27 protein-coding genes and 1 tRNA gene are annotated in these 25,854 nt (G+C 67.9%); 18 read left to right on the forward strand and 10 right to left on the reverse strand.

Annotated elements, in window-relative coordinates:
* The first annotated feature begins 39 nt into the window (after positions 1-39).
* Complete coding sequence (locus ASE34_RS11020) at positions 40-876, forward strand: alpha/beta fold hydrolase (RefSeq protein ID WP_056278862.1); 837 nt, start codon at positions 40-42, stop codon at positions 874-876.
* A gap of 55 nt (positions 877-931) precedes the next feature.
* On the opposite strand, the gene ASE34_RS11025 is transcribed toward ASE34_RS11020, so the two are convergent.
* Positions 932-1,366 (reverse strand): hypothetical protein, encoded by a 435-nt coding sequence (locus ASE34_RS11025; RefSeq protein WP_056278863.1) that lies wholly within the window; start codon positions 1,364-1,366, stop codon positions 932-934.
* 192 nt (positions 1,367-1,558) lie between these two features.
* A tRNA-Val gene (locus ASE34_RS11030) sits at positions 1,559-1,631 on the reverse strand.
* A 153-nt stretch (positions 1,632-1,784) separates the two neighbouring features.
* Between ASE34_RS11030 and aceE the strand changes: the two genes are divergently transcribed.
* The 6 genes from aceE to ASE34_RS11060 all read left to right on the forward strand — a co-directional run bounded on the left by aceE (position 1,785) and on the right by ASE34_RS11060 (position 9,418).
* A complete protein-coding gene (gene aceE / locus ASE34_RS11035; protein ID WP_053096386.1) occupies positions 1,785-4,511 on the forward strand; it encodes a pyruvate dehydrogenase (acetyl-transferring), homodimeric type in 2,727 nt (908 codons plus the stop codon).
* A 31-nt stretch (positions 4,512-4,542) separates the two neighbouring features.
* Complete coding sequence (locus ASE34_RS11040; protein WP_056278864.1) at positions 4,543-5,748, forward strand: PucR family transcriptional regulator; 1,206 nt, start codon at positions 4,543-4,545, stop codon at positions 5,746-5,748.
* A 105-nt stretch (positions 5,749-5,853) separates the two neighbouring features.
* A complete protein-coding gene (locus tag ASE34_RS11045; protein ID WP_056279107.1) occupies positions 5,854-6,774 on the forward strand; it encodes an ACP S-malonyltransferase in 921 nt (306 codons plus the stop codon).
* On the forward strand, positions 6,771-7,772 hold the full coding sequence (locus tag ASE34_RS11050; RefSeq protein WP_053096388.1) for a beta-ketoacyl-ACP synthase III: 1,002 nt from the start codon (positions 6,771-6,773) through the stop codon (positions 7,770-7,772). Before ASE34_RS11045 ends, ASE34_RS11050 begins: the two co-directional genes overlap by 4 nt.
* A 68-nt stretch (positions 7,773-7,840) precedes the next feature.
* On the forward strand, positions 7,841-8,089 hold the full coding sequence (locus tag ASE34_RS11055; RefSeq protein ID WP_017202249.1) for an acyl carrier protein: 249 nt from the start codon (positions 7,841-7,843) through the stop codon (positions 8,087-8,089).
* 90 nt (positions 8,090-8,179) lie between these two features.
* A complete protein-coding gene (locus ASE34_RS11060) occupies positions 8,180-9,418 on the forward strand; it encodes a beta-ketoacyl-[acyl-carrier-protein] synthase family protein (protein WP_056278865.1) in 1,239 nt (412 codons plus the stop codon).
* Positions 9,419-9,483: 65 nt separating this feature from the next.
* On the opposite strand, the gene ASE34_RS11065 is transcribed toward ASE34_RS11060, so the two are convergent.
* Entirely contained in the window at positions 9,484-10,140 is a 657-nt protein-coding gene (locus ASE34_RS11065; protein ID WP_056278866.1) for a YczE/YyaS/YitT family protein, read from the reverse strand.
* A gap of 95 nt (positions 10,141-10,235) precedes the next feature.
* Between ASE34_RS11065 and ASE34_RS11070 the strand changes: the two genes are divergently transcribed.
* Positions 10,236-11,639: a PLP-dependent aminotransferase family protein gene (locus ASE34_RS11070; protein WP_056278867.1), complete on the forward strand. Its 1,404-nt coding sequence runs from the start codon at positions 10,236-10,238 to the stop codon at positions 11,637-11,639.
* Positions 11,640-11,778: 139 nt separating this feature from the next.
* Here ASE34_RS11070 and ASE34_RS11075 read toward each other — a convergent pair whose 3' ends face one another.
* Both ASE34_RS11075 and ASE34_RS11080 read right to left on the reverse strand, forming a co-directional pair.
* On the reverse strand, positions 11,779-12,282 hold the full coding sequence (locus ASE34_RS11075; protein ID WP_053096393.1) for a DUF3145 domain-containing protein: 504 nt from the start codon (positions 12,280-12,282) through the stop codon (positions 11,779-11,781).
* A gap of 188 nt (positions 12,283-12,470) precedes the next feature.
* Positions 12,471-13,244: a hypothetical protein gene (locus tag ASE34_RS11080; RefSeq protein ID WP_053096395.1), complete on the reverse strand. Its 774-nt coding sequence runs from the start codon at positions 13,242-13,244 to the stop codon at positions 12,471-12,473.
* A gap of 176 nt (positions 13,245-13,420) precedes the next feature.
* Between ASE34_RS11080 and ASE34_RS11085 the strand changes: the two genes are divergently transcribed.
* The 3 genes from ASE34_RS11085 to ASE34_RS11095 are packed head-to-tail and all read left to right on the forward strand — an operon-like array spanning position 13,421 to position 17,008.
* Positions 13,421-15,424, forward strand: coding sequence for a DUF262 domain-containing protein (locus ASE34_RS11085; protein WP_056278868.1), 2,004 nt, complete (start codon positions 13,421-13,423; stop codon positions 15,422-15,424).
* Position 15,425: 1 nt separating this feature from the next.
* Positions 15,426-16,673 carry an alpha/beta fold hydrolase gene (locus ASE34_RS11090; protein ID WP_056278869.1) on the forward strand — a complete coding sequence of 416 codons (1,248 nt, stop codon included), beginning with the start codon at positions 15,426-15,428 and terminating at the stop codon, positions 16,671-16,673.
* Positions 16,674-16,726: 53 nt separating this feature from the next.
* On the forward strand, positions 16,727-17,008 hold the full coding sequence (locus ASE34_RS11095; protein ID WP_056278870.1) for a hypothetical protein: 282 nt from the start codon (positions 16,727-16,729) through the stop codon (positions 17,006-17,008).
* 96 nt (positions 17,009-17,104) lie between these two features.
* On the opposite strand, the gene ASE34_RS11100 is transcribed toward ASE34_RS11095, so the two are convergent.
* The 3 genes from ASE34_RS11100 to glgA all read right to left on the reverse strand — a co-directional run bounded on the left by ASE34_RS11100 (position 17,105) and on the right by glgA (position 19,441).
* Complete coding sequence (locus ASE34_RS11100) at positions 17,105-17,362, reverse strand: type B 50S ribosomal protein L31 (protein WP_042537536.1); 258 nt, start codon at positions 17,360-17,362, stop codon at positions 17,105-17,107.
* A gap of 91 nt (positions 17,363-17,453) precedes the next feature.
* The gene (locus tag ASE34_RS11105; RefSeq protein ID WP_053096402.1) at positions 17,454-18,239 is read right to left on the reverse strand and encodes an ABC transporter ATP-binding protein; all 786 of its coding nucleotides are present in this window, start codon (positions 18,237-18,239) and stop codon (positions 17,454-17,456) included.
* A gap of 17 nt (positions 18,240-18,256) precedes the next feature.
* Positions 18,257-19,441 (reverse strand): glycogen synthase, encoded by a 1,185-nt coding sequence (gene glgA / locus ASE34_RS11110; protein ID WP_056278871.1) that lies wholly within the window; start codon positions 19,439-19,441, stop codon positions 18,257-18,259.
* Between the two features lie 69 nt (positions 19,442-19,510).
* Here glgA and glgC point away from each other — a divergent pair, with 69 nt between their 5' ends.
* The 3 genes from glgC to ASE34_RS11125 all read left to right on the forward strand — a co-directional run bounded on the left by glgC (position 19,511) and on the right by ASE34_RS11125 (position 22,180).
* A complete protein-coding gene (gene glgC, locus ASE34_RS11115; RefSeq protein WP_053096406.1) occupies positions 19,511-20,752 on the forward strand; it encodes a glucose-1-phosphate adenylyltransferase in 1,242 nt (413 codons plus the stop codon).
* Positions 20,753-20,813: 61 nt separating this feature from the next.
* Positions 20,814-21,449 carry a phosphoserine phosphatase SerB gene (serB, locus tag ASE34_RS11120; RefSeq protein WP_056278872.1) on the forward strand — a complete coding sequence of 212 codons (636 nt, stop codon included), beginning with the start codon at positions 20,814-20,816 and terminating at the stop codon, positions 21,447-21,449.
* 32 nt (positions 21,450-21,481) lie between these two features.
* A complete protein-coding gene (locus ASE34_RS11125; protein ID WP_056278873.1) occupies positions 21,482-22,180 on the forward strand; it encodes an alpha/beta fold hydrolase in 699 nt (232 codons plus the stop codon).
* 21 nt (positions 22,181-22,201) lie between these two features.
* On the opposite strand, the gene ASE34_RS11130 is transcribed toward ASE34_RS11125, so the two are convergent.
* Positions 22,202-22,909 carry a beta-ketoacyl-ACP reductase gene (locus tag ASE34_RS11130; RefSeq protein ID WP_053096412.1) on the reverse strand — a complete coding sequence of 236 codons (708 nt, stop codon included), beginning with the start codon at positions 22,907-22,909 and terminating at the stop codon, positions 22,202-22,204.
* A gap of 134 nt (positions 22,910-23,043) precedes the next feature.
* Between ASE34_RS11130 and ASE34_RS11135 the strand changes: the two genes are divergently transcribed.
* From ASE34_RS11135 to ASE34_RS11145, 4 genes are read left to right on the forward strand one after another with little or no spacing between them, the layout of a single operon-like run.
* On the forward strand, positions 23,044-23,670 hold the full coding sequence (locus tag ASE34_RS11135) for a DUF4190 domain-containing protein (RefSeq protein ID WP_082586602.1): 627 nt from the start codon (positions 23,044-23,046) through the stop codon (positions 23,668-23,670).
* 51 nt (positions 23,671-23,721) lie between these two features.
* On the forward strand, positions 23,722-24,078 hold the full coding sequence (locus tag ASE34_RS11140) for a DUF3099 domain-containing protein (protein WP_056278875.1): 357 nt from the start codon (positions 23,722-23,724) through the stop codon (positions 24,076-24,078).
* Complete coding sequence (locus ASE34_RS18155; RefSeq protein ID WP_053096420.1) at positions 24,075-24,269, forward strand: hypothetical protein; 195 nt, start codon at positions 24,075-24,077, stop codon at positions 24,267-24,269. Before ASE34_RS11140 ends, ASE34_RS18155 begins: the two co-directional genes overlap by 4 nt.
* Complete coding sequence (locus ASE34_RS11145; protein WP_056278876.1) at positions 24,266-25,078, forward strand: SURF1 family protein; 813 nt, start codon at positions 24,266-24,268, stop codon at positions 25,076-25,078. The genes ASE34_RS18155 and ASE34_RS11145 overlap by 4 nt, the downstream gene beginning before the upstream one ends.
* A gap of 6 nt (positions 25,079-25,084) precedes the next feature.
* Here the strand turns inward: ASE34_RS11145 and ASE34_RS11150 are convergent, their stop codons facing one another.
* Positions 25,085-25,852 carry a hypothetical protein gene (locus ASE34_RS11150; protein ID WP_056278877.1) on the reverse strand — a complete coding sequence of 256 codons (768 nt, stop codon included), beginning with the start codon at positions 25,850-25,852 and terminating at the stop codon, positions 25,085-25,087.
* Positions 25,853-25,854: the final 2 nt, after the last annotated feature.

Raw genomic sequence — 25,854 nt, forward strand, 5'->3', positions numbered from 1 at the left:
CTGATCTCTCTCGGGACGGCGGAAACCTGGAGGCTGATCATGGCGTTCGTGACCACGGATGATGGCGCAGAGATCTACTACAAGGACTGGGGCAGCCCCGACGCGCAGCCCATCATGTTCCACCACGGCTGGCCGCTCTCGTCCGACGACTGGGATGCGCAGATGCTGTTCTTCCTCGACAAGGGCTACCGCGTCATCGCGAGCGACCGCCGGGGCCACGGAAGGTCGTCGCAGATCGGCACCGGCCATGACATGGACCACTACGCCAGCGATGCCTCGGCCGTCGTCGAGCACCTCGACCTCCGCAACGCCATCCACATCGGGCACTCGACGGGCGGCGGCCAGGTCGCGCGCTACGTCGCGCAGTACGGACAGCCGCAGGGCCGCGTCGCCAAGGCGGTGCTCGTCTCGTCGGTGCCGCCGCTGATGGTGCAGACCGACAGCAACCCCGAGGGCACCCCGATCTCGGTCTTCGACGGCTTCCGCGAGGCACTCGCCGCGAATCGCGCCGAGTTCTTCCAGGCTGTCGCCTCCGGGCCCTTCTACGGCTTCAACCGTGATGGTGTCACGCTGTCGCAGCCCGTGGTCGACAACTGGTGGCGACAGGGCATGACGGGCAGCGCCCTCGCTCACTACGAGGGGATCAGGGCCTTCTCCGAGACGGACCAGACCGAAGACCTCACGGCGATCACCGTTCCGGTCCTCGTGATCCAGGGCGACGACGACCAGGTCGTGCCGTACAAGGATGCCGCTCTGAAGCAGGCGGAGCTCCTGAGCGACTCGACCCTGAAGATCTACCCCGGGTTCCCCCACGGCATGCTGACGACGCACGCCGATGTGATCAACCCCGACATCCTCGCCTTCATCCAGCAGTAGCCGCCCACGCGGCACACGATGGCGCATCCGGACCGAGAGTCCGGGTGCGCCATCGCTATGTCCCGGCGAGACCGGCCCCGGCCACGTCGAAGGCCGCGGCGAGCAGTCCGACGGCCATCGCTTCAGGAAGCGGCTCGAGCGGCCGGCACGCCCTCGGGTCCTCGTCGGGGCCGTGGTCAGGACGAGGGTCGCGGTCTCGGCGGCGCGGGACCAGGTGCGCATGCACATGCGGCCCTGCAGCTCCGGAGAGCACGACATCGACCCGATCGGCTCCGGTCGCTCGGCGGATGATGCGAGAGGCGAACTGGATGTCGACCAGGAAGAGCTCGGCGATCTCCGCCGGCGCGTCGGCGATGTCGTCGTAGTGATCGCGGAGGCTCAGGATGCTCCGGCCGGGGAACCGGGCGTCGGAGAGCAGTCCCACACGCGAGACGGTGAGTCGGCCCACCGGATTGACCACGATGAACCGACACTCTCGACAGATGTCCACGTGGCCTCCTTCCCGGCATCGCCTCGACGTCCGCAAGCCGCTCAGAGTCCACGGAGAACTCTACGAGCGGCGCGACGCCGCAGGAAGAAATCAGCCGACCCTGGCCATTCTCGACCCTGCGGAGTAGAGTTCTGCGCCCCGTCGGAGACACGGGGTGGAGGAGCGTCCGCCTTCAGCAGATGATCGATGCGGTGGGCCCTGCCGGGATCGAACCGACGACATCCACGGTGTAAACGTGGCGCTCTACCAGCTGAGCTAAAGGCCCTGGTGCGTCCCAGTCTACAGATGACCCGATGCGCGCTGATGTCGTGGAAGAGGGATAGGCTGAGGGCGGCACGCGTTGTGCACAGCCGACAAGGCTGCCCGCGTCGCTTCCCGTTTCATTGGCATGACCTGCCAGCTTGACGAAAGGCTCCCCGTGACTGTGCACGACCAGGATCCGTATTCCCAGGGCCCCCTCGACAGCGATCCGGAAGAGACGGGCGAGTGGCAGCAGTCTCTCGACGAGCTCGTCGACGCGAAGGGCCACGGTCGTGGCCGCGAGATCATGCTCAGCCTGCTCAAGCGCTCGAAGGAGCTGCACCTGGGCGTGCCGATGGTCCCGACCACCGACTACATCAACACGATCGCGCCGGAGAACGAGCCCGAGTTCCCGGGTGACGAAGAGATCGAGCGCCGCTACCGTGCGTGGATCCGCTGGAACGCCGCGATCACCGTGCACCGCGCGCAGCGCCCCGGCATCGGCGTCGGCGGCCACATCTCGACGTACGCATCGTCGGCCGCTCTGTACGAGGTCGGCTTCAACCACTTCTTCAAGGGCGCAGACCACCCCGGTGGCGCCGACCAGATCTTCATCCAGGGCCACGCCTCCCCCGGCACCTACGCGCGCTCGTACCTCGAGGGCCGCCTGAGCGAAGACCAGCTCGACGGCTTCCGCCAGGAGAAGTCGCACGCACCGCACGGCATCCCGTCGTACCCGCACCCGCGTCTGATGCCGGAGTACTGGCAGTTCCCCACCGTCTCCATGGGACTCGGTCCGATCAACGCCATCTACCAGGCGATGTCGAACAAGTACCTCGAGAACCGCGGCATCAAGGACACCTCGCAGTCCCACGTCTGGGCCTTCCTCGGCGACGGTGAGATGGACGAGGTCGAGAGCCGCGGACAGCTGCAGGTCGCAGCCAACGAGGGGCTCGACAACCTGACGTTCATCGTCAACTGCAACCTCCAGCGTCTCGACGGTCCGGTGCGCGGCAACGGGAAGATCGTCCAGGAGCTCGAGTCGTTCTTCCGCGGCGCGGGCTGGAACGTCATCAAGGTCGTCTGGGGTCGCGAATGGGACGACCTGCTCGCCCGCGACACCGAGGGTGCGCTGCTCAACCTGATGAACGTCACCCCCGACGGCGACTACCAGACCTACAAGGCCGAGTCCGGTGCGTACGTCCGCGAGCACTTCTTCGGCCGCGACGAGCGTGCTGCGGCCCTCGTCAAGGACTACTCCGACGACGACATCTGGAACCTGAAGCGCGGTGGCCACGACTACCGCAAGGTCTACGCCGCGTTCAAGGCCGCGACCGAGCACAAGGGCAAGCCCACCGTCATCCTCGCGAAGACCGTCAAGGGCTACGGCCTCGGTCCGCACTTCGAGGGCCGCAACGCGACCCACCAGATGAAGAAGATGACGCTGGACAACCTCAAGACGTTCCGCGACGCGATGCACATCCCGATCACGGATGCGCAGCTCGAGGAGAACCCCTACCTGCCCCCGTACTACAACCCGGGCCCGCAGGACGAGACGATCCAGTACATGCTCGAGCGTCGCCAGGCTCTCGGCGGCTACCTGCCCGAGCGCCGTTCCACTCACGTGGGACTCTCGCTTCCCGACGACACGGCCTATGCGCTTCCGAAGAAGGGCTCCGGCACGCAGGAGATCGCCACGACCATGGCGTTCGTCCGTCTGCTGAAGGACCTGCTGCGCTCGAAGGACTTCGGGCACCGCATCGTCCCGATCATCCCGGACGAGGCCCGCACGTTCGGCATGGACGCGTACTTCCCCTCGGCGAAGATCTACAACCCGAACGGCCAGCACTACACCTCGGTCGACCGCGAGCTCCTCCTCGCCTACAAGGAGAGCCCTCAGGGACAGATCGTGCACGTCGGCATCAACGAGGCGGGCGCCCTCGCAGCGTTCACCGCGGCCGGCACGTCGTACGCCACGCACGGCGAGCCGCTGATCCCGATCTACCTCTTCTACTCGATGTTCGGCTTCCAGCGCACCGGTGACGCCCAGTGGGCCGCCGGTGATCAGATGGCGCGCGGCTTCATCATGGGGGCGACGGCCGGCCGCACCACCCTCACGGGTGAAGGCCTGCAGCACGCCGACGGCCACTCGCACCTGCTCGCCGCCACCAACCCGGCGACGGTCTCGTACGACCCGGCCTACGGCTATGAGATCGCGCACATCATGCGCTCCGGTCTCGAGCGCATGTACGGCGGCAACCACGAAGACCCGAACGTCATGTACTACATCACGCTCTACAACGAGCCGATGGTGATGCCGGCCGAGCCGGAGAACGTGGACGTCGACGGCATCGTGCGCGGCATCCACCGCATCTCCGTCGGCGAGGGCGAGGGCCCGCGTGCCCAGCTCTTCGCCTCGGGCGTCGGACTCCCCTGGGCTCTCGAAGCACAGGAGCTGCTGAAGAACGACTGGGGCGTGATCGCCGATGTCTGGTCGGTCACCTCGTGGACCGAGCTGCGCCGCGACGGCCTCGCCGCCGACGAGCACAACTTCCTGCACCCCGAAGAAGAGCCCCGCACCGCGTACCTCACGCAGAAGCTGCAGGGTGCCGAGGGTCCCGTCGTCGCGGTGAGCGACTACATGCACGCCGTGCAGGACCAGATCCGTCCCTGGGTCCCCCAGCGTTTCGCGACGCTCGGTGCCGACGGATTCGGCTTCTCCGACACGCGTGCGGCCGCTCGTCGCTTCTTCAAGATCGACGGTCCGTCGATCGTCGTCCGCACGCTGCAGTCGCTCGCCGAAGACGGGGTCGTCGATCGCTCTCTCGCCGCGCAGGCCATCCAGAAGTACAGCCTGCTCGACGTGAACGCCGGCACCAGCGGCAACGCGGGCGGCGAAAGCTGAGTCATCGGTGACGGGCTCCTCTTCGCGCGGCATGGACAAGTCCGCCACGCTCACCTGGCTGCGCCGGATCTCCGGTGACATCGCCTCGGTGACGATCAAGCGCCTCGAGGACACCCTCCCGTGGTACGCCGACATGCCACCAGCCCGCCGCTCTGCGGTCGGGCTGGTGGCCCAGGCGGGCATCACCTCGTTCATCCAGTGGTACGAGGACCCGACGTCGACGCCGTGGATCGCCGCCGACATCTTCGCGGCGGCACCGCGCGAGCTGCTCCGCAGCGTCAGCCTGCAGCAGACCCTCCAGTTGATCCGCGTCACCGTCGAGGTGACGGAAGAGAGGGTCGCCGGTCGGGGTGCAGATCTCCGCGAGGCGATCCTCCTCTACTCTCGCGACGTGGCCTTCGCCGCGGCCGACGTCTACGCCCGCGCTGCTGAGGCCCGCGGCCTCTGGGATGCCAGGCTCGAGGCGCTCGTCGTCGACTCGATCCTGACCGGCGAAGCCGACGAAGAGCTGCCGAGTCGCATCGCCGCGCTGGGCTGGCACGGACACGGCGAGGTCGCGGTGCTGGTGGGCACGACTCCCCCGCAGTTCGATGTCGATCTGGTGCGTCGCACGGCACGCAAGCTCGCGGTCGATGTGCTGATCGGCGTGCAGGGCTCGCGCCTCGTTCTCGTCATCGGGCGGGCACGCGTCGCCGGCCAGGAGCTCGCGGAGGGCGAAGAGGAGGAACTCGGCTTCGAAGAGATCGCGACGCGCCTCGAGCCCTCCTTCGGTCCGGGCTACGTCGTGCTCGGCCCCGCGGTCGCCGCGCTCGTCGACGCGAGCCAGAGCGCCCGAGCCGCCCTCGCCGGATTCGCCGTGGCGCGGGCGTGGCGGAGCGCTCCGCGGCCCGTCGACGCCGACGACCTGCTTCCCGAGCGCGCCCTCGCCGGTGATCCGCTCGCCAAGCAGACGCTGATCGAGCGCATCTACCGACCGCTGCAGGCCCATTCGACCGACCTCGTGACGACGCTGTGGAGCTACCTCGACAACGGTCGCTCCCTCGAGGCGACCGCCCGCGAGCTGTTCGTGCACCCGAACACCGTGCGCTATCGCCTGAAGCGCGTCAGCGAGGTCATCGGTTGGGACGCCACGGGCCCACGCGAGGCTCTGATCCTGCAGACGGCCCTCATCCTCGGTTCGATCGGCGCCGCCGAGCAGGTGCGACGTCGCCCTCCGCTGCGGCGTCCCTCACGCTGATCGCCGCACCAGACGCCCTTCAGCTGTACGCCACACACAAGGGTTCTTCGGAATCTTGTGATGGATCATCCACCACTTCTGGCAGATCGTTGGCAGACTGGGGTGGTGATTGTCGTCGTATGCCCTGGACAGGGCTCGCAGACCCCCGGTTTCCTCTCCCCCTGGCTCGAGCTGGACGGCGTGACGGAGACTCTCGCCTCGTACTCCGAGGCCTCCGAGGTCGACCTCCGGCAGCACGGAACGGTGTCGGATGCTGACACGATCCGCGACACGCGCATCGCCCAGCCGTTGATCGTCGCCGCGTCCCTCATCGCCGCCGCCGCACTCACCGCTCGCGCGGGACGCCGAGCAGACGGCGTCGCCGGACACTCCGTCGGCGAGATCGCCGCACTCGTCGGCAGCGGAGTGATCGATGCCGAGACCGGCATGCGCCTCGTCGGCATCCGCGGCCGCGCGATGGCCGATGCCGCCGCCCAGACTCCGACCGGCATGAGCGCCGTGCTCGGCGGAGACGAGGAGGCCATCCTCACCCGTCTGAGCGAGCTCGGTCTCTCCCCCGCCAACTACAACGGCGGCGGCCAGCTCGTCGTGGCCGGTGAGCTCGCCGGGCTCGATGCTCTCGCCACCGAGCCCGTCAAGGGCACCCGCGTCATCCCTCTGCAGGTGGCGGGCGCGTTCCACACCTCGTTCATGGGGTCGGCCGTCGCCGCGCTGCGTGACGCCGTGTCGACCGTGACTCCCGCAGATCCCGACATCACACTGTGGACCAACCGCGACGGCTCGGTCGTCCGTGACGGTTCGCAGGCGTTGACCTATCTCGTCGACCAGGTCTCCTCGCCGGTGCGCTGGGACCTGTGCATGGCCTCGTTCGCCGACCAGGGGATCACCGGCCTGATCGAGCTCGCCCCGGCGGGCGCGCTGACCGGTCTCGCCAAGCGCGGCCTGCGCGGCGTGCCGACCGTCGCCGTGAAGACCCCCGATGATCTCGATGCGGCCGTCGCGCTGCTGAACGGAGAAGCCGCATGAGCCCCACCCTGAACCAGATCACCGGTCCCGCCTACACCCGCATCTACTCCTTCGGTGCTGCCCGGGGCGAGAACGCCGTGCCGAACGAGGACCTCATCGGACCGATCGACTCGAGCGACGAGTGGATCCGCCAGCGCACCGGCATCGTCACACGTGTCCGCGCGGACAAGGACACGGACGCGATCGATCTCGCCGCGATCGCCGGCGCTGAGGCCATCGAGAAGTCGGGCATCCCCGCTGACCAGGTCGACCTCGTGATCGTCGCCACCATCAGCAACCCCAAGCAGTCGCCGTCGGTGTCCGCGATCGTCGCCGACCGGGTCGGTGCCAACCCCGCCGCGGCCTACGACGTGAACGCCGCCTGTGCCGGCTATGCCTATGCGATCACCCAGGCGGACGCGCTGATCAGGTCCGGCGCCGCCCGCTACGCGCTCGTGATCGGAACCGAGAAGCTGTCCGACGTCGTCGATCCGACCGACCGCAGCATCTCGTTCCTGCTGGGCGACGGTGCCGGAGCCGCGCTCATCGGCCCGAGCGACACGCCGGGCATCGCGCCCGCAGTGTGGGGATCGGACGGGTCGAAGGCCGACGCTGTCGGCATGAATGCGACGCTCACCGAGTTCCGCGACGGCGAGGTGCCGTGGCCCACCCTTCGTCAGGAGGGCCAGACGGTCTTCCGCTGGGCGGTCTGGGAGATGGCGAAGGTCGCGCGCGAGGCGCTCGACCGGGCCGGCGTCGAGCCGACGGACATCGCCGCGTTCATCCCGCACCAGGCGAACATGCGCATCATCGACGAGTTCGCGAAGCAGCTCAAGCTTCCGGAGAGCACCGTGATCGCCCGCGACATCGAGACCACCGGCAACACGTCGGCGGCCTCCATCCCGCTCGCGAGTCACCGTCTGATGGCCGAGCACCCCGAGCTCTCGGGCGGCCTCGCACTGCAGATCGGCTTCGGCGCGGGTCTCGTGTTCGCCGCTCAGGTCGTCGTCCTTCCCTGACAACGCGCCGACTTTCCCTAGACTGTTCCACGGTTCCGAATACAACCCGTAAGAAAGAGGAAGACCACATGGCTTTCACCAACGATGAGGTCCTCGCTGGCCTCGCAGAGCTGATCACCGACGAGACCGGCATCAACGCCTCCGAGGTCGCCCTCGAGAAGTCGTTCACCGACGACCTCGACATCGACTCGATCTCGATGATGACGATCGTCGTCAACGCCGAGGAGAAGTTCGGCGTCACCATCCCCGACGACGAGGTCAAGAACCTCAAGACCGTCGGCGACGCCGTCAACTTCATCGTCGCAGGCCAGGAGTAATCCACGCAGGATGCCACCCCCGCGTCTGCGGGGCGTGGCATCCTCCGCCTTGCCCGCCCTCTGCTCGACCCGCCTGACAAGGAACCACACATGACCAAGCGCATCGTCGTCACCGGCATCGGCGCCACGTCCGCCATCGGCGGGACAGCTCCCGAGAACTGGACGAACCTGCTCGCAGGCCAGTCCGGCACCCGCACTCTCGAGCACGACTGGGTGCAGCAGTACGAACTCCCCGTGACCTTCGCCGCTGAGGCGATCGTCCGCCCCGAAGAGGTCCTTCCCCGCCACGAGGCGAAGCGTCTCGACCCGTCGTCGCAGTTCGCGCTCATCGCGGCGCGCGAGGCCTGGGCGGATGCCGGCTCGCCCGAGGTCGCACCCGAGCGCCTCGGTGTCGACTTCGCCACCGGCATCGGCGGCCTCTGGACCCTCCTCGACGCCTGGGACACCCTGCGCGAGAAGGGACCGCGCCGGGTGATGCCCCTGACCGTTCCGATGCTGATGCCGAACGCCGCTGCCGGCAACCTGTCGCTGCAGTTCCAGGCTCGCGCCTACGCGCAGACCGTCGTGAGTGCCTGCGCATCGAGCACCGAGTCGATCATCCACGCCTTCCACCACCTGCAGGACGGTCTCGCCGACGTCGTGATCGCGGGTGGCACCGAATCCGCCATCCACCCGATCACGATGGCGTCCTTCGCCTCGGCTCAGGCCCTGTCGCGGCGCAATGACGACCCGGCGACCGCCTCGCGCCCCGGCGCGATCGACCGTGACGGCTTCGTGATGGGAGAGGGCGCTGCGGCGCTTATCCTCGAGACCGAGGAGCACGCCCGGGCGCGCGGCGCCAAGATCTACGGCTACGTGCTCGGCGGTGGCGTCACGGCCGACGCCTACCACATCACGGGCAATGACCCCGAGGGCACCGGTGCGGCCCGCGCCGTCACCCAGGCTCTCGACGAGGCCGGCATCAGCGCCGACCAGGTGGCCCACATCAACGCCCACGCGACGTCGACCCCGGTCGGCGACCCCAACGAGTACGTCGCACTCAAGAAGGTCTTCGGCGACCGGATCGATGAGATCCCCGTGTCGGCCACGAAGGCGTCGACGGGGCACCTGCTCGGCGGCACCGGAGCCCTCGAGGCGATCTTCTCGCTGCTCGCCCTGCGGGACCGCGTCGCTCCGCCGACCATCAACATGACCGAGCCCGACCCGGCTGTGCCGTTCAAGCTCTCGGGCGAACCGCAGCCCCTCGGCGACGGTCAGCTCTACGCGATCAGCAACTCGTTCGGCTTCGGCGGGCACAACGCCGTCGCCGTGTTCGCAAGCGCCGACTGACCGAGGCGGAAGAGAGAACGGCCCCCGGGTGATCCCGGGGGCCGTTGTCGTCGACAGCGGTGGGACTACGCGCGGGCGAGCTGCCGTGAGCGAGCCGCCCGCAGCCGCGTCGTCCAGGGCAGGAACCACCCGATCAGCGGCCCCACTCCGAACGCGAAGAGCACGGTTCCCACGCCCACAGGTCCGCCGAGCAGGAACCCGATCAGCAGCACGCTGCCCTCGATCAGAGTGCGGACGAGCCAGACCGGCCAGCCCGTTCGCCCGACGAGACCCGTCATGAGGCCGTCACGCGGGCCGGGACCGAAGTCCGCGGCGATGTAGAGCCCGGTGGCGAACGCGAGGAGCAGCAGCCCCGCCACGAACATCGGGGCACCCACCCACAACGACGGGGGCACGGGGAGGACGAACAGTGCGAGATCTGCACTCGGTCCGACGAGCAGTGCATTGAGCAGCGTGCCGAGACCGACGCGCTGCCGCAGGGGGATCCACAGGAGCAGCACCAGCACGGAGACGAGCACCGTCACCACCCCGTAGCCGATGCCTGCGTTTCCGGCGATGCCGAGAGCGAGGACATCCCAGGGCGCGACACCGATGCCTCCGCGCACCATCAGACCGAGTGCCACACCGTAGAGGAACAGCCCGACGAGCAACTGGACGATGCGCTCGACGACGTCACGACGACTGGTGGCTGCGATGGGGAGGAAGACGGAACGGAGCTGCATCCCTCCATCGTGCACCCGCCGCGGATGCGCGCCAGACGTCCACTCGACGAGAAGTGGCCTGCTTTCCTCAGGCCACTTTACGGCATGCTGGACAGATGACCTCACGACTCGTCCAGCAGCTCGGCGCACAGAACGTCGCCGGCGGTACAGCGAAGGCCCTGGCCGAACAGATCCGTGCGCTGATCCTCGACGGTCGACTGACGGTGGGCGAGCGTCTGCCGTCCGAGCGAGCGCTCGCCCTCGAGCTGCGACGGTCCCGCTCCACCACGACCCGCGTGTACGGGCTCCTCGAGGTCGACGGCTACGTCTCGCGTCGGCACGGAGGCAGCACACGTGTCACACTTCCGCACACCGCAGCACGTGTCGGTCCTGTGGCTGACGCCTCGGCGATCGATCTGTCGATCGCCTCGATGGATTCGACGCCGGGGCTGTACGACGCGACGGTACGATCGCTCCCCCGTCTGGCCGCGCTGCGCGGCACGAGCGGATACTCGCTGCAGGGCCTCCCTGAACTGCGTGACGCAGTCGCCGAGCGCTTCACGCAGCGGGGGCTCCCGACGGATGCCGACGAGATCATGATCACGTCCGGCGCCCTCCACGCGTTCAACCTGGTGCTCGCGACGATCGGCCGACGCGGAGAGCGTGCACTCGTCGAGCAGCCGACCTTCCCGCACGCTCTCGAGGCGCTCCACCGCCATGGCTACCGACTGGTGCCGACTCCGGTGGATGTCACCGGGTGGGATGAGCGCCACATCGCCGACACGCTTCTTCGCAGTCGCCCCCACCTGGCGTATCTGATCCCCGACTTCCACAATCCCACCGGCGCGACGCTGCCCGACACGGCCCGGTCACGCATAGCGGCGACGGCGCAGAGCGTCGGGACGCATCTCGTCGTCGACGAGACGACCGCGGAGCTCGACATCGATCGAGGCTGGACTCCACGTCCTCTCGCGGCGTTCGGCCCGCGCGTCATCACCGTCGGCTCGATGTCGAAGATCGCCTGGGGCGGCATGCGCATCGGCTGGATCCGTGCCGACCGCGCGATGATCACCCGCCTGCTCGCCGTCCGCCCCTCGTTCGAGCTCGGCACAGCGCTGCTCGAGCAGTGCATCGCCGTCGAGCTGCTGCGCGAGATGCCCGCTCTCACCGCGCACGTCGCGTCACGCCTGCACGCGGGTCGGGATGCCGTGGCGGAGGGACTCGAATCGATCGAGAGCCTCTCGATGCCTCAGACGAACGGCGGACTGTCCGCCTGGCTCGATCTCGGCGCGCCCGTCTCGACGGAGTTGTCGCTGGCCGCACGTGATCACGGGCTGATCCTCCCGCCCGGACCTCGCTTCTCCACGGGTGGCGTGCTCGAGCGGCGCCTGCGCATCCCGATCACGCTGCCCCCGGAGCGCACCGCCGAGGCGATGCAGCGACTGCGGCTCGCGTGGGACGACGTGATGTCCGGCGGAACCACCGCCCGCACCGACATGGCCCGGTCAGCCGTCATCTGACGGACGAGGACCCCGTCCCTGTTGTCCAGGGGCGGGGTCCTCGTCATGTATGGAAAGGGAATTCGCCTTCTCAGCGTCCGGGATCGCTCACCGGCATCCGATACTCGCGCCTTCCCCTTCCAGGTCTGTGGGCGGCTACCTAGCCGACCTTGTGCAGCCACACGACACGCGCGTCATCGCTCGCGTGGCGGAACGGCTCCAGCTCCTCGTCCCAGGCCGAGCCGAGTGCGATGTCGAGTTCACGCTGCAGCTCGGTCGCGCTCCCGGCCGCGATCTCCATCGCGTAGCGGATGCGGTCCTCGCCGATGACGATGTTTCCGGCCGCGTCCGTCTGGGCGTAGTGGATCCCGAGGTCGGGAGTGTGCAGCCAGCGCCCTCCGTCACTGCGAGGAGTCGGATCCTCGGTCACCTCGAAGCGGAGATGCTCCCAGCCGCGGATCGCGGTCGCGAGAGCAGCGCCCGTGCCGACCGGACCATCCCAGTAGAACTCGGCGCGGCGTGCGCCGTCGAGCACGGGCTGGTCGCTCCAGTCGAAGTTCACCGCACGACCGATAGCGCGTCCTACCGCCCATTCCAGGTGCGGGCAGAGCGCGCGAGGTGCAGAGTGGATGAACACCACTCCGCGTGCGTAAGCCGTCGCCATGATCTCTCCGTTTCATCAGGTGCGTCTTCCCCAACGACCTGAAACACCGAGAACTGGCGTGAATATGCGGTTATGGGGCTATTCTCGCCCAGACCAGGCGAAATCACAAGCATGTGATTCCACGAAGAAGGCCCCGGTCACGAGGACCGGGGCCTTCGGACCGTCGCCGGTCCTGATTCGGATGAGGCTCAGGCCTCGCTCATGGCCTGCTTGACCTGCTGCCCCTTGGCGGCGTAGTACGCGGCACGGGCGGCGTCACGGCGAGCCTGCTCGGCGTACCCGGCCTCGAGGACCTCCTGCGGGACCTCGACGTTCGGCACGTCCTGGGTGCCGTGGTACTTCTCGATGTAGGCGTCGAGCTCAGGGCCGGACGTCCACGACGTGATGAGGCAGTAGCGGGGCTCGGTGCCCACGTGCGTCGCGGCGTGCCACAGACGCTGCGTGTCGACGATGAGCTGTGCACCGGCGGGCAGGGCGATGCGGTACTCGATGCTCGGGTCCGTGCGGTTCTCGCGCAGGACGAAGAAGCTGTCCTTGTCGTCGCTGAGGTTGAAGAATCCGCGCACGACCCATCCGGTGCCGTCGGGGTTCAGACGGTTGTTGTCGTCCTGGTGGAGGTTGTACAGGCACTCGCCGTACGGGGTCGGCTGCAGCTCGATGACGCGGCAGCGACCGACGTTCGCGCCGGGCTCCTGTGCACGACGCGTGAGGTTCGGAGCCTTCGCCGTCTGCGAGTCGATCCAGACGCCGTCCTTGTCGGTGCGCGGCGGCTTGTGGTTCCAGAAGCCGTTGCACTCGATCTCGCCCTTGGCGCTGGCGAGCGGCGCGAAGCGGGTGTCGCCCGACGACTTCCAGTCGTTGTACTCGATGTCGAGCCACTCCTTGGGGTCGAGCTCCTGGTCGTAGCTGTCGAGCACGACGAAGCCCTTGTCTTCGAGCGCCTTCGATTTGATGTATCCCATGATCTAGGTCATGTCCCTTCATCGGGGGCCAGCACGTTTTAACAGGCCCTGATAAGGCAAGCCTAACAGGGCACCTCTGGAGCGCCGCCGAGGGCCGCCGTGAATAAGCGAATAGACTGAATCGGGCGCCTGGCGACTCCTCGGCGCCGGGCGTTACGGGAGGACGAGACACCAGCATGAGCACTGCGACCAACGTCGAGGCGACAGCTGTCAACACGATCGAGTGGCTCGCAGAGGACTCCACGACCATCGTCGTGCCGGTGTACCAGCGCCAGTACCGGTGGGACATCGGCGGGTGCGAGCAGCTTCTCTCGGACGTCCGTGCGGTCGCCCGCGAGGACTCATCCCACCGCCACTTCATCGGGTCGATCCTGTCGGCTTCCGACGACAGCGATGCCGACACCGACCTCGTCCTGATCGACGGGCAGCAGCGCATCACCACGCTGATGCTGCTGGTCGCGGCCCTTCGGCATGCGGTCCAGGACTCCGACCCCCGGCTCGCCGCCGATCTCGACCGCGTGCTCGTGCGCCCCGACGACCCCACCCGCACGAAGCTGCGTCCGCACGACGCGTGGGCCGAGCTCTACGAATCCGTGGTGCTCGAACGCGACGGTCACGCCGACCGCGAGTCGCGGTTCGATGACAACTACGCGTTCTTCCGCAGCCAGGTGCACGCCGATGAAGCCCCGCTCATCTGGGCGGGCCTGCAGAAGCTCGAGCACGTGTCGATCACGCTCGGTGCCGACGCGAACGCCCAGCAGATCTTCGCAAGCCTGAACTCGACGGGCGAGCCGCTGCGCGACCACGAGCTCATCCACAACTACATGCTCATGGGCCTGACCCACACGGAGCAGCTCGACGTCGAGGAGCGGTTCTGGCTTCCGATCGAACGGCACACCGGAGAGGCGATCGGAGCCTTCTGGCGGCACTATCTGGTGATGACGACGGGACGGGAGGTCGCCGCCAACGGCGAGCACGGCGTCTACAGCGCGTTCCGGCAGTCGTTCCCTCGCGTCGACCTGGACCATCTGCAGGCGGATGCCGAGGTCTGGCGCCACTACGCCGAGATCTACGGCATCCTGCTCGATCCTTCGCGCGAGCAGGACCCGGAGATCGCCCGGCAATTGCGCTACGTCAACACCTTCGGCCGGGCGTCCTACCCTCTCGTCCTCAGCGTCTACAGCGAGCACGCCCGAGGTCTGATCGAGCGGGATGAGCTCGTCGAGACTCTCGAGTGGATCCAGGCGATGTACCTGCGGCGGACGCTCGTCAATCTTCCGAACGAGCGCCTGGTCGCCCGTCTCTGCCGCGCACGTGCGCATGGGCGCGACGCCCTGGCTCGCGCCTTCGCCCGCATCACCCCGTCTGACGAACGGGTGAGTGCGGTGGTGAAGTACAGCGAGCTCGCGCACCCGGCATACGTGCTGGGCCGCATCGAGGGAGTCGACGACCCGATCGACTTCGATGTCGAGCACATCGTGCCCACGGTGCCCAGCGACAGCTGGTCCGGCGACGGCGTGCGCCAGTGGATCGAGTACTCGGACGACGAACGCAACGCGCATCGTGCTCTCGCACCCACGCTCGGCAACCTCACGCTTCTCGAGCAGCGTCTTTCGGAGCGGGTCTTCGGAGAGTCCTATTCCGTCAAGCGCGACTCCGCGTACGCCCGCAGCACGATCGCCGAGACGAAGGCGCTCGCGGCCACCGACACCTGGGGCACCGCGGCCATCTCGCAGCGCACGATCCGCCTGACCGCCGACCTGCTGCGGATCTGGGCCCGCCCCGCACTGCCGGAGATCGATGACGACGGCCTCACTCCCATCCTCGATGCCGTCCGCCGCCGTGGGTGGCCCGCCGGGTGGGAACGCGAGTTCGAGTACGTCGAATACCGCGGAGAGCGCTGGGAGGTCTTCGACGTCAAGCACCTCTTCAACCGCGTCTTCCGCCGCGCCTGGACCGACACCCGCGCGGCCGCCGTGTCGTACTGCGCCGCTCACGGCGGTCCGATCTACGACACCATGGCCTGGAAGGGTCAGTGGGACCAGCTGGACGAGACGCACCACCTCTACATGGGGTGGGATTCGAACTACATGATGAACGCAGTGCAGGGCGTGCTCCACGAGGCCGACATCGCCTCGGAGGTCTTCGTCAAGTACTCCTACATCGGGAATGTGATGTGACATGACCACCACCATCCACCGCCTCTTCGACCTCACGATCGAGGAGCACACGCTGACCGTGCCGCTCGTCTGGGGCGACGCCGCAGACACCCGCACGATCGACATCTTCGCCCGCGTCGTCACCCGCGAGGGAGGCGAGCGACTCCCCTTCCTCGTCTACCTGCAGGGCGGCCCCGGTCACGAAGCGCCGCGACCCTTCCACGCCTCATCCTCCCCCGCCTGGCTCGACGAGGCCCTCGCGCACTACCGCGTCGTGATGCTCGACCAGCGCGGCACCGGCCTGTCCACGCCCGTGGGCGACGGCGACCTCGCACGAGGCTCCGAGGCAGTGGCCGAGTACCTGACCCATCTCCGCGCGGACTCGATCGTCCGGGACTGCGAGGCGATGCGCGAGCACCTCAGCGCTGAGACGTGGAGCGTGCTCGGCCAGTCGTTCGGCGGGTTCACGACCTTGGCCTATCTGTCCACTGATGCGGACTCGCTGGCGGACGTCTTCATCACGGGCGGCCTGAGCACCGTCGATCGTCATCCTGACGAGGTGTACGCGCTCTGCTATGACAAGATGCGCGCGGCCTCCGAGCAGTACTACCGGCGATTCCCGCAGCATCGCGACGTCATGCGGGGTCTGGTCGACCGGGCAGCGGCCGGCGACATCGTGCTCCCCGACGGCGAGGTGGTCTCGCCGTCTCGACTGCGCTCTGTGGGTTCGGCGCTCGGCACGAACGAGGGCTGGCAGACCCTGTGGTCGCTCCTGGAGCGAGATGCCGCATCGAACGCGTTCCGCCACGACCTCATGCACGCGCTGCCCTACAGCGGGCGCAACCCGCTCTACTTCGTCTTCCACGAGTCGAGCTACGCCAGCGGACACGCGACCCGCTGGTCCGCCGAGCGGGCGGAGCCCCAGGACTTCCGGGACGACGTCACGCTGTTCACCGGAGAGCACATCCGCCGCGACTGGACCGAGACCGTGCCGGCCTTCCGGCCGTGGCGCGATGTGACGCTCGCGCTCGCCGAGTTCGAGTGGCCGCGCATCTACGACGAGGTCGCGATCGCCACCTCGGGTGCGACGGGCGCGGCCGCCGTGTACGTGAACGACGTCTACGTGCCGCTGGAGTACTCCCTCGAGACCGCGCGCCTGCTGCCGGGCGTGAAGCTCTGGGTGACGAGCGAACACGAGCACAACGGCCTGCGGTCGGGTCCCGTGCTGACGCATCTCATCGATCTCGCCCAGGGCCGACGCATCCGCTGAGGATCCTCCTGCAGACGGATGCCGATCGGAGCCGTCCCGCCTAGCCTGGAGTCATGGCCGACATTCTCGGGACCCTGCTGACGATCGCGATCCTCCTCGTCGCCGCGACCGCGGTCGTGGTGGTGATCGTGGCGGTCTACTCCCGTACTCCGCTCGAGAAGAAGTACGAGAGCGCGGGCGGCGGCCTGGGCGGATCGTTCGACGCGGTGTGGATGCCGTCGGCGCACGAAGCCGGTGCCGAGCGAGACCGTCAGACTCAGCGCACCGCCCCCGCACCGGCCCCTGGCGACCCGCTGGGCCGCATCGACGGAGAGCGCATCGTCATCGACGTCTGACGACTCGCGCGCGATCCGACCGCAGAAGACGAACCCCCTGCAGACGACGAAGGCCCCGTGTTCCGAGGAACACGGGGCCTTCGATCGCGGGGGTCGTTACTTGGACGATCCGCCGAAGCCCTTGAAGCGCTGGTTGAACTTCTCGACGCGACCGGCCGAGTCCATGATGCGCTGCTTGCCCGTGTAGAACGGGTGCGATGCCGAGGAGATCTCGACGTCGATCACCGGGTACTCGACGCCGTCGAGCTCGATGGTCTTGTCGCTCGAGACAGTCGAACGGGTGAGGAACGTCTCGCCCGAGCCGAGGTCGCGGAACACGACAGCCTTGTACACGGGGTGAATGTCAGTCTTCATGGGATTCCTTAGTTGCTGCCCTGGATTGTGCCAGGGACGAGGGAAGTCTGCGGTGCAGAGAGCACCAAGGATCGATTCTATCAGATGCGCATCAGGATGCCGCGCGGGCCGCATATCGACCCTCTTCGCTGCTGAGGACGATCGGCATGCCGAACGTCTCGGTCAGAGCCTCGGCCGTCAGAGTCTCGGCGACGGGCCCGGCGGCGACGATGCGCCCCTCGCGCATCAGCAGCACATGAGTGAATCCGACCGGGATCTCCTCGACGTGGTGCGTGACCATCAGCATCGCCGGCGTCGTCGGCGACGACGCATAGCCGCTCAGGAGTGCAAGGAGCTCCTCGCGAGAGCCGAGGTCGAGAGACGCGGTCGGCTCGTCGAGCAGCAGCAGCTCGGGATCGGTCATCACGGCGCGGGCGATCTGCACGCGCTTCTGCTCGCCGTCGCTCAGCGTTCCGAAGGTCCGGTCGGCGAGGTGGTCGAGTCGCCAATCGCCGAGGACGCGCAGCGCACGACGCTCGTCGATGTCCTCATAGCTCTCGTTCCATCGCCCGAGCACGGAGTATGCCGCTGTGAGCACCGTGTTCAGAACCGTCTCTTCGCGCGGCACGCGCTTCGCCATCGCGGAGGACGCGAAGCCGATGCGCGGGCGCAGCTCGAACACATCCGTGCGTCCGAGGGTCTCTCCCAGCACCGTGACGGTTCCGGACGTCGGGTGCATCAGCGTGTCAGCCAGCTGGAGCAGCGTCGTCTTGCCTGCGCCGTTGGGTCCGAGGATCACCCACCGCTGATCATCGTCGACCTGCCAGGTCACGTGATCGATGATGTTGCGCCCCTCGCGGCGCACGACGACGTCGGTGAATTCCAGAGCGCTCGACATGCCTCCAGCCTATCGGCTCAGGCGGTCAGCTCCGCGTACAGCGCCCGCGTGGTGTCGGCGATCGCGCCCCAGCTGAACTCGTCGCGAGCCCGCTCCCGGCCAGCCGCGCCGTAGGCACGGGCTCGCTCGGGATCGGACGTCACCTCGGTGAGCACGTCAGCGAGGTCGGCGACGTAGCGCTCCGGATCGACCGGCGTCCCCGTGCCGTCCTGGAGCTGCTCGATCGGCACCAGGCGGCCGGTGACCCCGTCGTCGACGACTTCGGGGATGCCGCCGGTCGCCGTGCCGACGACGGCAGCGCCGCAGGCCATGGCCTCGAGGTTCACGATTCCCAGCGGCTCGTAGACGGACGGGCACACGAATGTCGTCGCCGCGGTGAGGATGGCCGACAGCTCGTCGCGCGGCAGCATCCGATCGATCCAGACGACGCCCTCGCGGGTCTGCTGGAGAAGCCGCACGCCCTCCTGCACCTCCGCCATGATCTCGGGGGTGTCCGGCGCGCCGGCGCAGAGGATGAGCTGGACCTCCGGGGGCAGCAGACGAGCGGCCTGAAGGAGGTACGGCAGGCCCTTCTGCCGGGTGATCCGGCCGACGAACACGACGGACGGCCTGGTCGGATCCATACCGACCGACTCGAGGAACGCCGGGTTCTGCACCGGCCGCCAGCGATCCACGTCGATGCCGTTGTGGATCACGCGCACCCGGGTCGGGTCGACCGACGGGTAGCTCCGCAGGATGTCCTCGCGCATGCCGGCGCTGACCGCGATCACCGCCGCCGCGTTCTCGTACGCGAGCTTCTCGATTCCGCTCGACACCGCGTATCCCCCGCCCAGCTGCTCGGCCTTCCACGGGCGCAGCGGTTCCAGGCTGTGCGCGGTGAGGACGTGCGGGATGCCGTGAAGCTGCGAGGCGATGTGCCCGGCGAAGTTCGCGTACCAGGTGTGACTGTGCACGAGATCGGCGTCCGAGATCGCCGCGACGATCTCGAGGTCCGTCCCGAGCGTCTGCAGCGCGGGGTTCGCGGAGGCCAGTCCCGAGGGTGTCCGATAGGCGAAAGTGCTCGCCTCGTCACGAGGAGCTCCGAAGGCCCTGACCTGTACATCGATATTCTGCCGCAGGGCCGTGACGAGCTCGGCGACGTGCACACCGGCACCTCCGTAGATCTCCGGCGGGTATTCCTTCGTGATCATCTCGACGCGCATGTCTAGACGGTAGTGACTCAGTTGTCCAGATGCTAGTTAGCCGAGCCGAATCGCATCTATGGTTGGTGCATGTCCGCACCAAAGAAGATCTTCGGCATCATCCTCGCCGGCGGCGAGGGAAAGCGTCTCATGCCCCTCACGGCCGATCGGGCCAAACCTGCAGTGCCTTTCGGCGGACAGTACCGATTGATCGATTTCGCGATCTCGAACCTCATCAACTCGGGTCTGCGCCAGATCGTCGTGCTCACGCAGTACAAGTCGCACAGCCTCGATCGCCACATCTCGCAGACGTGGCGCATGTCGGCTCTCCTCGACTCGTACGTGACCTCGGTGCCCGCGCAGCAGCGTCTCGGAAAGCGCTGGTTCTCGGGCTCGGCCGATGCGATCCTGCAGAGCCTGAACCTCATCAACGACGAGAAGCCCGACATCGTCGTCGTGATCGGCGCCGACCACGTCTACCGCATGGACTTCCGACAGATGCTCGACGCCCACATCGAGTCCGGCGCGAAGGCCACCGTCGCGGGCATCCGCCAACCGCTCGCCATGGCGTCCCAGTTCGGGGTCATCGACGCCGACACCGAGTCCGGCCGCATCAAGCAGTTCCTCGAGAAGCCGACCGACATCGCCGGCCTCGAGGACTCGCCCCACGAAGTGCTCGCCTCGATGGGCAACTACATCTTCGACGCGGATGCGCTGATCGCCGCGGTCGAGGCAGACGGCGAATCCCCGACCTCCGGGCACGACATGGGCGGCGACATCGTGCCGTATTTCGTCGATCGAGGCGAGGCCGGCTACTACGACATGAAGCGGAACGACGTCCCGGGCTCATCGCCGCGCGACCGCTCGTACTGGCGCGACGTGGGTACGATCGACTCCTTCTTCGACGCGCACATGGACCTGATCTCCACGCTTCCGATCTTCAACCTCTACAACATGGAGTGGCCGATCCACTCGCAGGCCGTGAACTCGCCGCCCGCGAAGTTCGTGCGCGACTCCGTCGGGCGCATCGGCAATGCGATCGACTCGATCGTGTCGCTCGGATCCGTGCTCTCGGGCACTCATCTGGAGCGCAGCGTCGTGGGTCCGTGGACACTCGCCGGAGGAGGATCCACCATCACCGACTCCGTCGTCTTCGACGGGGTGCGGGTGGGAGCGGGATCCAGAGTCCATCGAGCCATCCTCGACAAGAACGTGGTCCTGGCGGACGGTGCGACCGTCGGCGTCGACCGCGAGCGAGATCTGGCTCGCGGGTTCACCGTGACCGAGTCGGGCATCACCGTGGTGGGCAAGGGCCTGTTCATCGAGAGGTGACGGTGTCGCCGCGATACGCGGCTGCACAGCGGGCCGTTCTGCTGTCGATAGGCTCGAAGGCGTGACTGCCGCGCGTTTCCTCGTCGTCCTCGATGCCGATTCCACCCTCATCCGCAACGAGGTGATCGAACTGATCGCCGATGAGGTCGGGCGTGGCCCTGAGGTGCAGGCGGCCACCGAAGCCGCGATGCGCGGCGAGATCGACTTCGCCACGAGCCTGCGCTCCCGCGTCGCTGCGCTCGAAGGCGTGCCGGTGTCGGGTTTCGCGCGCGTGCTGGCGCGCATAGAGCCGACCCCTGGGGTGCGCGAGCTCACTGCGGCCGTCCATGAGCGCGGTGGTGTCGTGGGAGTCGTGTCCGGGGGGTTCCACGAGATCCTCGACGACGTCGCGCCCGGGCTCGGCGTCGACCGGTGGCGCGCCAACCGCCTCGAGATCGTGGACGGCGCCCTGGCCGGCCGCGTCGATGGCGAGATCGTGGATGCCGCGGTGAAGGCCGCCTCACTGCAGCAATGGGCCGACGAGCTCGGGGTGGCCCGTCACGCCACCATCGCGATCGGAGACGGAGCCAACGACCTGCAGATGATGGCCGTCGCCGGTCTCGGACTGGCGTTCAATGCGAAGCCTGCCGTACGCGCGGCGGCGAGTCTCGTGATCGGCCCGCAGGACCTCTCCGAGGTCATCGCGCTGCTGCCCTAGCGGATGTCCGAGGCCCCGTCTAGCGTCGGGGCATGGACATCATCCTCATCCCCGGTCTCTGGCTCGACGCGTCCAGTTGGAGCGAGGTGACCGCCGACCTCGAACGCGCGGGGCACTCGGTGCATCCCCTGACGATGCCCGGCGTCGGTCTCCCCGCCGCCGCTTCCTCCGACATCGGAATCGCCGAGTGGGTCGATGCCGCCGTGGCCGCGGTCGACGACATCGGGGCACCCGTGGCCGTCGTCGGTCACAGCGGCGGCGGCAACGTCGCCTGGGGCGTCGCCGACGCACGGCCCGACCTCGTCTCGCGGGTCGTCTTCGTCGACACGGTGCCGCCGCCCTCCGGGTTCGGCATCAGCGAATTCGAGGTCGTCGACGGCGTCGTCCCCTTCCCGGGGTGGGACTACTTCCCCGCCGAAGACGTCGACGACCTCGACGACTCGACCCGCGCCCGCACCGCTCCGCTGGCTCGGAGCGTTCCCGCGCGGGTGCCCACCGATCCGATCGAGCTGCGCTCGGAGCAGCGCCACGGGGTCCCCGTGACACTGCTGATGGGCGCGATGGATCAGGAGACTCTCGAGTCGGAGCTCGAGCAATGGGGCCCGTACGCGGATGAATTCCGAGCGATCGGCGATGCCGAGGTCATCCGCATCGGCTCAGGTCACTGGCCGCAGTTCTCGGTTCCGGGCCGCTTGGCCGAGCTCATAGACGCGGCGGTCTCCCGTCGGTGACGACAGGGCGTCGGTCTCGGCTCAGTGCCCCATCCCGAGGCCGCCGTCGACGGGGATGACCGCGCCCGAGATGTAGCCGGCGTCGTCGCCCGCGAGCCAGGTGACCACACCCGCGACCTCGTCAGGAGTGGCGAAGCGTCCGGCGGGAATGTTCGCCTTGTACTGCTTCTGAGTCTCCTCGGGCAGCTCTGCGGTCATGTCGGTCTCGATGAAGCCCGGCGCGACGACGTTCGCGGTGATGCCGCGTCCGCCGAGTTCGCGGGTCAGCGATCGCGCAAAGCCCACCAGTGCGCTCTTCGATGCGGAGTAGTTCACCTGCCCCGCCGAGCCGTACAGGCCCACGACGCTCGAGATGAGGATGACGCGTCCGAAACGAGCCCGCAGCATGCCCTTGGACGCGCGCTTGACGACACGGAACGTTCCGCCGAGGTTGGTGGCGACGACGCTGTCGAAATCGTCCTCGCTCATGCGAAGGAGGAGAGTGTCCTTGGTGATCCCCGCGTTGGCGACCACGATCTCCACCGGCCCGAGCTGCTGCTCGACCTCGGTGAATGCCGCGTCGAGAGCCGCGGCGTCCGTGACGTCCGCGCGCACCGTCAACGTGCCGTCGGGGCCTTCCCCGCTCCGCGCCGTCACTGCGACGCGGTATCCGTCACGGACGAATCGCTCTGCGATGGCGCGGCCGATGCCGCGGTTGCCGCCGGTGACGAGGACGACGCGAGAACTCATTTCCACTCCTGATCTGGCCGCTGGGGTCGGGGCCTGGTCGTCCTCGATCCTACCGAGGATGCCGCCGTCCGACCGGCGTCGTTTGACAGACGGACGCCGCGACTGGAACGCTGAACCCGACGAAAGGCGCCACCGTGAGCGACAACAGCATCCCCACCCCTTCGGGCGGACCGCAGCCGACTCCCCCGCCGCCCGCAGCGCCGGCACCACCCGCACAGCCTTACCAGGCAGCTTCTCCGGCGGCGCAGCCGCCGTCGTACCCGACTGCCCCTCCGGCGTCGCCCACCCAGGCGTACCCGGGCGCCGCGCCTTCCTTCGCGCCGAGCCCGCCTGTCCACGGCGGCGGATCGATGCACCCCTACGGCTCAGCGTCTGCAGCGTCGCCCTACCCGACGTCCGCTCCCGGCCAACCCGCCACCGGATACCCGAACTACGCGGCACCGAACTACGCAGCACCGAACTATCCCGCACCTCGCCCGGCGAGCGGACTCGCGGTCACGTCGCTGATCTGCGGAATCGCCGGAGTCGTGCTCTTCTGGGCTGTGGTGCCTCTGCTCGCCTCGATCGTCGCCGTGATCACCGGCCACATGGCGCTCCGACAGACGAAGGCGAACCCCTCGATCGGCGGACGCGGCATGGCCTTCGCCGGCCTCATCATGGGGTACATCATGGTCGCGGTGCTCGTCATCGGCATCGTCATGACGGTCATCGGGTTCCTGTTCTTCGGCGCCTTCACTCTGCCCTTCCTCTTCTCGACCTGAGCGGCAGACGGGCGCGCCGTGGTGCCCGCACCGGCGTAGGCTGGACTCATCGTGAAGAGCAAGCCACTGGTCCCTGCTGTCACCTCGCTTCCGCAGTCGCCGAAAGACGAGGCGGACCACCGCGTGCGCCGATACGCGCTCACCATGACGATCCGCATCGTCTGCTTCGCGCTCATGATGTTCGTGCAGCCCTACGGCTGGTACACATGGGTCTTCGCGCTCGCGGCCGCGCTCCTTCCCTACATCGCGGTGGTGTTCGCGAACGCAGGAAGCGACAGCACCGAGACGACGGCGGAATCTCCCGTGCAGCAGCTGGAGGCACCTGCCCCGGTTCCGACGCTTCCGGTCGAACAGGATCCGCCGCCTCACGTCATCACCATCCACGAAAGCCGCCAGGATCGCGAGTGAGTGGACTGGAGTGCTCGCGTGCCGGATGCCGGAGCGCGGCGACCACGCAGGTGGTGTGGCGCAATCCGCGTATCCATGCCGCCGACCGTGAGAAGATCTGGCTCGCGTGCGACGAGCATGTCTCGTTCCTCCACGACTACCTGGCTGCCAGAGACTTCCCCGTGACAGTGAGAGATGGTATGCCCTCATGAGTGCCCGGATGGGTCGATGGACCGTGTACGTGCTGATCGCGATCGGCTTCGCGGTAGGGTGCGCCTTCCTGTCGAATTGGCAGTTCGAGCGCAACGAGACGAGATCCGAGCAGATCGCTCTCGTCGAGAAGAACTATGACGCGGATCCCGTCCCGCTCTCCGACCTCATCGGCGCCGACGGAGCCCTCGAGCCCGGCGACGTCTGGCATCCTGTCGTTCTGAACGGCGAGTACATCGCCGATGACCAGCTCCTCGTGCGCAATCGGCCCCATGGCGGCACGAGTGCGTTCGAGGTTCTGGTGCCGTTCCGCGATGTCGACGGACGTGTGTTCATCGTCGACCGCGGATGGGTGCCGCCCGGTGACGGTGACTCCCCGGATGCCGTTCCTGCGCCTCCGAGCGGAGAGGTCGAGGTCATCGTGCGTCTGCGTCCCGGAGAGCAGCTGCCGGCCTCGGGACGCGGCGCTCCCGAGGGCCAGGTGCCGACGATCAACCTCCCCTCGATCGCCGAGCTGGTCGACGGAGACGTGATCACGAGCGCGTACGGGCAGATCGTGAGCGAGGAACCGGCGGGCGAAGGCACCCTGGGCCGCTTCGACTCCCCCACCGACGACCCCGGCCCGCATCTGTCGTATGCGATCCAGTGGATCCTGTTCGCGCTGATGGGCTTCGTGTTCATCGGCTACATCATCCGCACCGAGATCGTGAAGCACCGCGAAGAGGTGGAGGGGATGCCCGCACCCGTCAAGAAGTCCCGGCGCCGTGACAGCGATGCCGACGTCGAAGACGAGCTCCTCGATGCTCGCTGAGACGCGTCAGCCCCAGGCCCGCACGTCCACGACGAGGGCGGACTTGGGGTAGCTGCCCGAGGGCGTCCCGATCTCGAAGAGATCGATCAGGAGCATCAGCGGATAGTCGGGCGACTGCGGGATCCGCCGCAGCACCCTCCCCTCGCAGCCGATCACCGTCTCGCCGTCACCCCAGACGACTGTCCAGGTGTGCTGCTCACTCGCGTCGAACGGGAGCACCACCTCGGCCATGTCGGTCTGCAGACGCGGATCACCGTGCGCCTTGATGCCGGTCCGCGCTGGAGTCGTATTCGAGACCGCATCCGCGTCGATCTCGAAGATGCAGATCTCGCCGGCATCCCTCTCCGAGAGGTGTTCGATCCCGACGAGCCAGGCGGCGAGCATGCATCCTTCGTCGGTGCTCGCGGCGACGGTCACATCGATGCGTCCGCGGGCGGGAGCGAACAGCAAGTGCAGAGGCGTCTCCGTTCGCACCTCCAGACCGTCCGGACGATGTCGGTGCGTGCCGCGCGCCGACCCGACGGATCCGGAGAACACCGCGGTCTGCACATTCGACACACGGAGCGGGGCATCCTCCTTCCGCCAATCGAGCTGATCGCTGTCGATGCGCAGGCGCAGCACCGAGTCGACGATCTCATATCGCGCCGCCGACCTCTCGGGAACCGTCCAATGCGGGAGGTAGTGGGCGACCCATTTCTCGTCGTCGAGCCCCGTCGAGAAGTCGTCGGCGAAGCTCGGGGCCTCTGACGGCGGAGGCGGGAGAACCTCGCTCATCG

Origin of the sequence: Microbacterium sp. Root280D1, from assembly GCF_001428975.1 — a bacterium.
Lineage (GTDB): Bacteria > Actinomycetota > Actinomycetes > Actinomycetales > Microbacteriaceae > Microbacterium.

Excerpts from the sequence above, each read along its gene's own strand:
- ASE34_RS11050 (WP_053096388.1), top strand. The coding sequence starts at position 6,771 with ATGAGCCCCACCCTGAACCAGATCACCGGTCCCGCCTACACCCGCATC.
- ASE34_RS11085 (WP_056278868.1), top strand. The coding sequence starts at position 13,421 with ATGAGCACTGCGACCAACGTCGAGGCGACAGCTGTCAACACGATCGAG.
- ASE34_RS11095 (WP_056278870.1), top strand. The coding sequence starts at position 16,727 with ATGGCCGACATTCTCGGGACCCTGCTGACGATCGCGATCCTCCTCGTC.
- ASE34_RS11070 (WP_056278867.1), top strand. The coding sequence starts at position 10,236 with ATGACCTCACGACTCGTCCAGCAGCTCGGCGCACAGAACGTCGCCGGC.
- ASE34_RS11125 (WP_056278873.1), top strand. The coding sequence starts at position 21,482 with ATGGACATCATCCTCATCCCCGGTCTCTGGCTCGACGCGTCCAGTTGG.
- ASE34_RS11065 (WP_056278866.1), bottom strand. The coding sequence starts at position 10,140 with ATGCAGCTCCGTTCCGTCTTCCTCCCCATCGCAGCCACCAGTCGTCGT.
- glgA (WP_056278871.1), bottom strand. The coding sequence starts at position 19,441 with ATGCGCGTCGAGATGATCACGAAGGAATACCCGCCGGAGATCTACGGA.
- ASE34_RS11080 (WP_053096395.1), bottom strand. The coding sequence starts at position 13,244 with ATGGGATACATCAAATCGAAGGCGCTCGAAGACAAGGGCTTCGTCGTG.
- ASE34_RS11150 (WP_056278877.1), bottom strand. The coding sequence starts at position 25,852 with ATGAGCGAGGTTCTCCCGCCTCCGCCGTCAGAGGCCCCGAGCTTCGCC.
- ASE34_RS11060 (WP_056278865.1), top strand. The coding sequence starts at position 8,180 with ATGACCAAGCGCATCGTCGTCACCGGCATCGGCGCCACGTCCGCCATC.
- ASE34_RS11090 (WP_056278869.1), top strand. The coding sequence starts at position 15,426 with ATGACCACCACCATCCACCGCCTCTTCGACCTCACGATCGAGGAGCAC.
- ASE34_RS11075 (WP_053096393.1), bottom strand. The coding sequence starts at position 12,282 with ATGGCGACGGCTTACGCACGCGGAGTGGTGTTCATCCACTCTGCACCT.
- ASE34_RS11040 (WP_056278864.1), top strand. The coding sequence starts at position 4,543 with ATGGACAAGTCCGCCACGCTCACCTGGCTGCGCCGGATCTCCGGTGAC.
- ASE34_RS11145 (WP_056278876.1), top strand. The coding sequence starts at position 24,266 with ATGAGTGCCCGGATGGGTCGATGGACCGTGTACGTGCTGATCGCGATC.
- ASE34_RS11020 (WP_056278862.1), top strand. The coding sequence starts at position 40 with ATGGCGTTCGTGACCACGGATGATGGCGCAGAGATCTACTACAAGGAC.
- ASE34_RS11105 (WP_053096402.1), bottom strand. The coding sequence starts at position 18,239 with ATGTCGAGCGCTCTGGAATTCACCGACGTCGTCGTGCGCCGCGAGGGG.
- glgC (WP_053096406.1), top strand. The coding sequence starts at position 19,511 with ATGTCCGCACCAAAGAAGATCTTCGGCATCATCCTCGCCGGCGGCGAG.
- ASE34_RS11130 (WP_053096412.1), bottom strand. The coding sequence starts at position 22,909 with ATGAGTTCTCGCGTCGTCCTCGTCACCGGCGGCAACCGCGGCATCGGC.
- ASE34_RS11100 (WP_042537536.1), bottom strand. The coding sequence starts at position 17,362 with ATGAAGACTGACATTCACCCCGTGTACAAGGCTGTCGTGTTCCGCGAC.
- ASE34_RS11055 (WP_017202249.1), top strand. The coding sequence starts at position 7,841 with ATGGCTTTCACCAACGATGAGGTCCTCGCTGGCCTCGCAGAGCTGATC.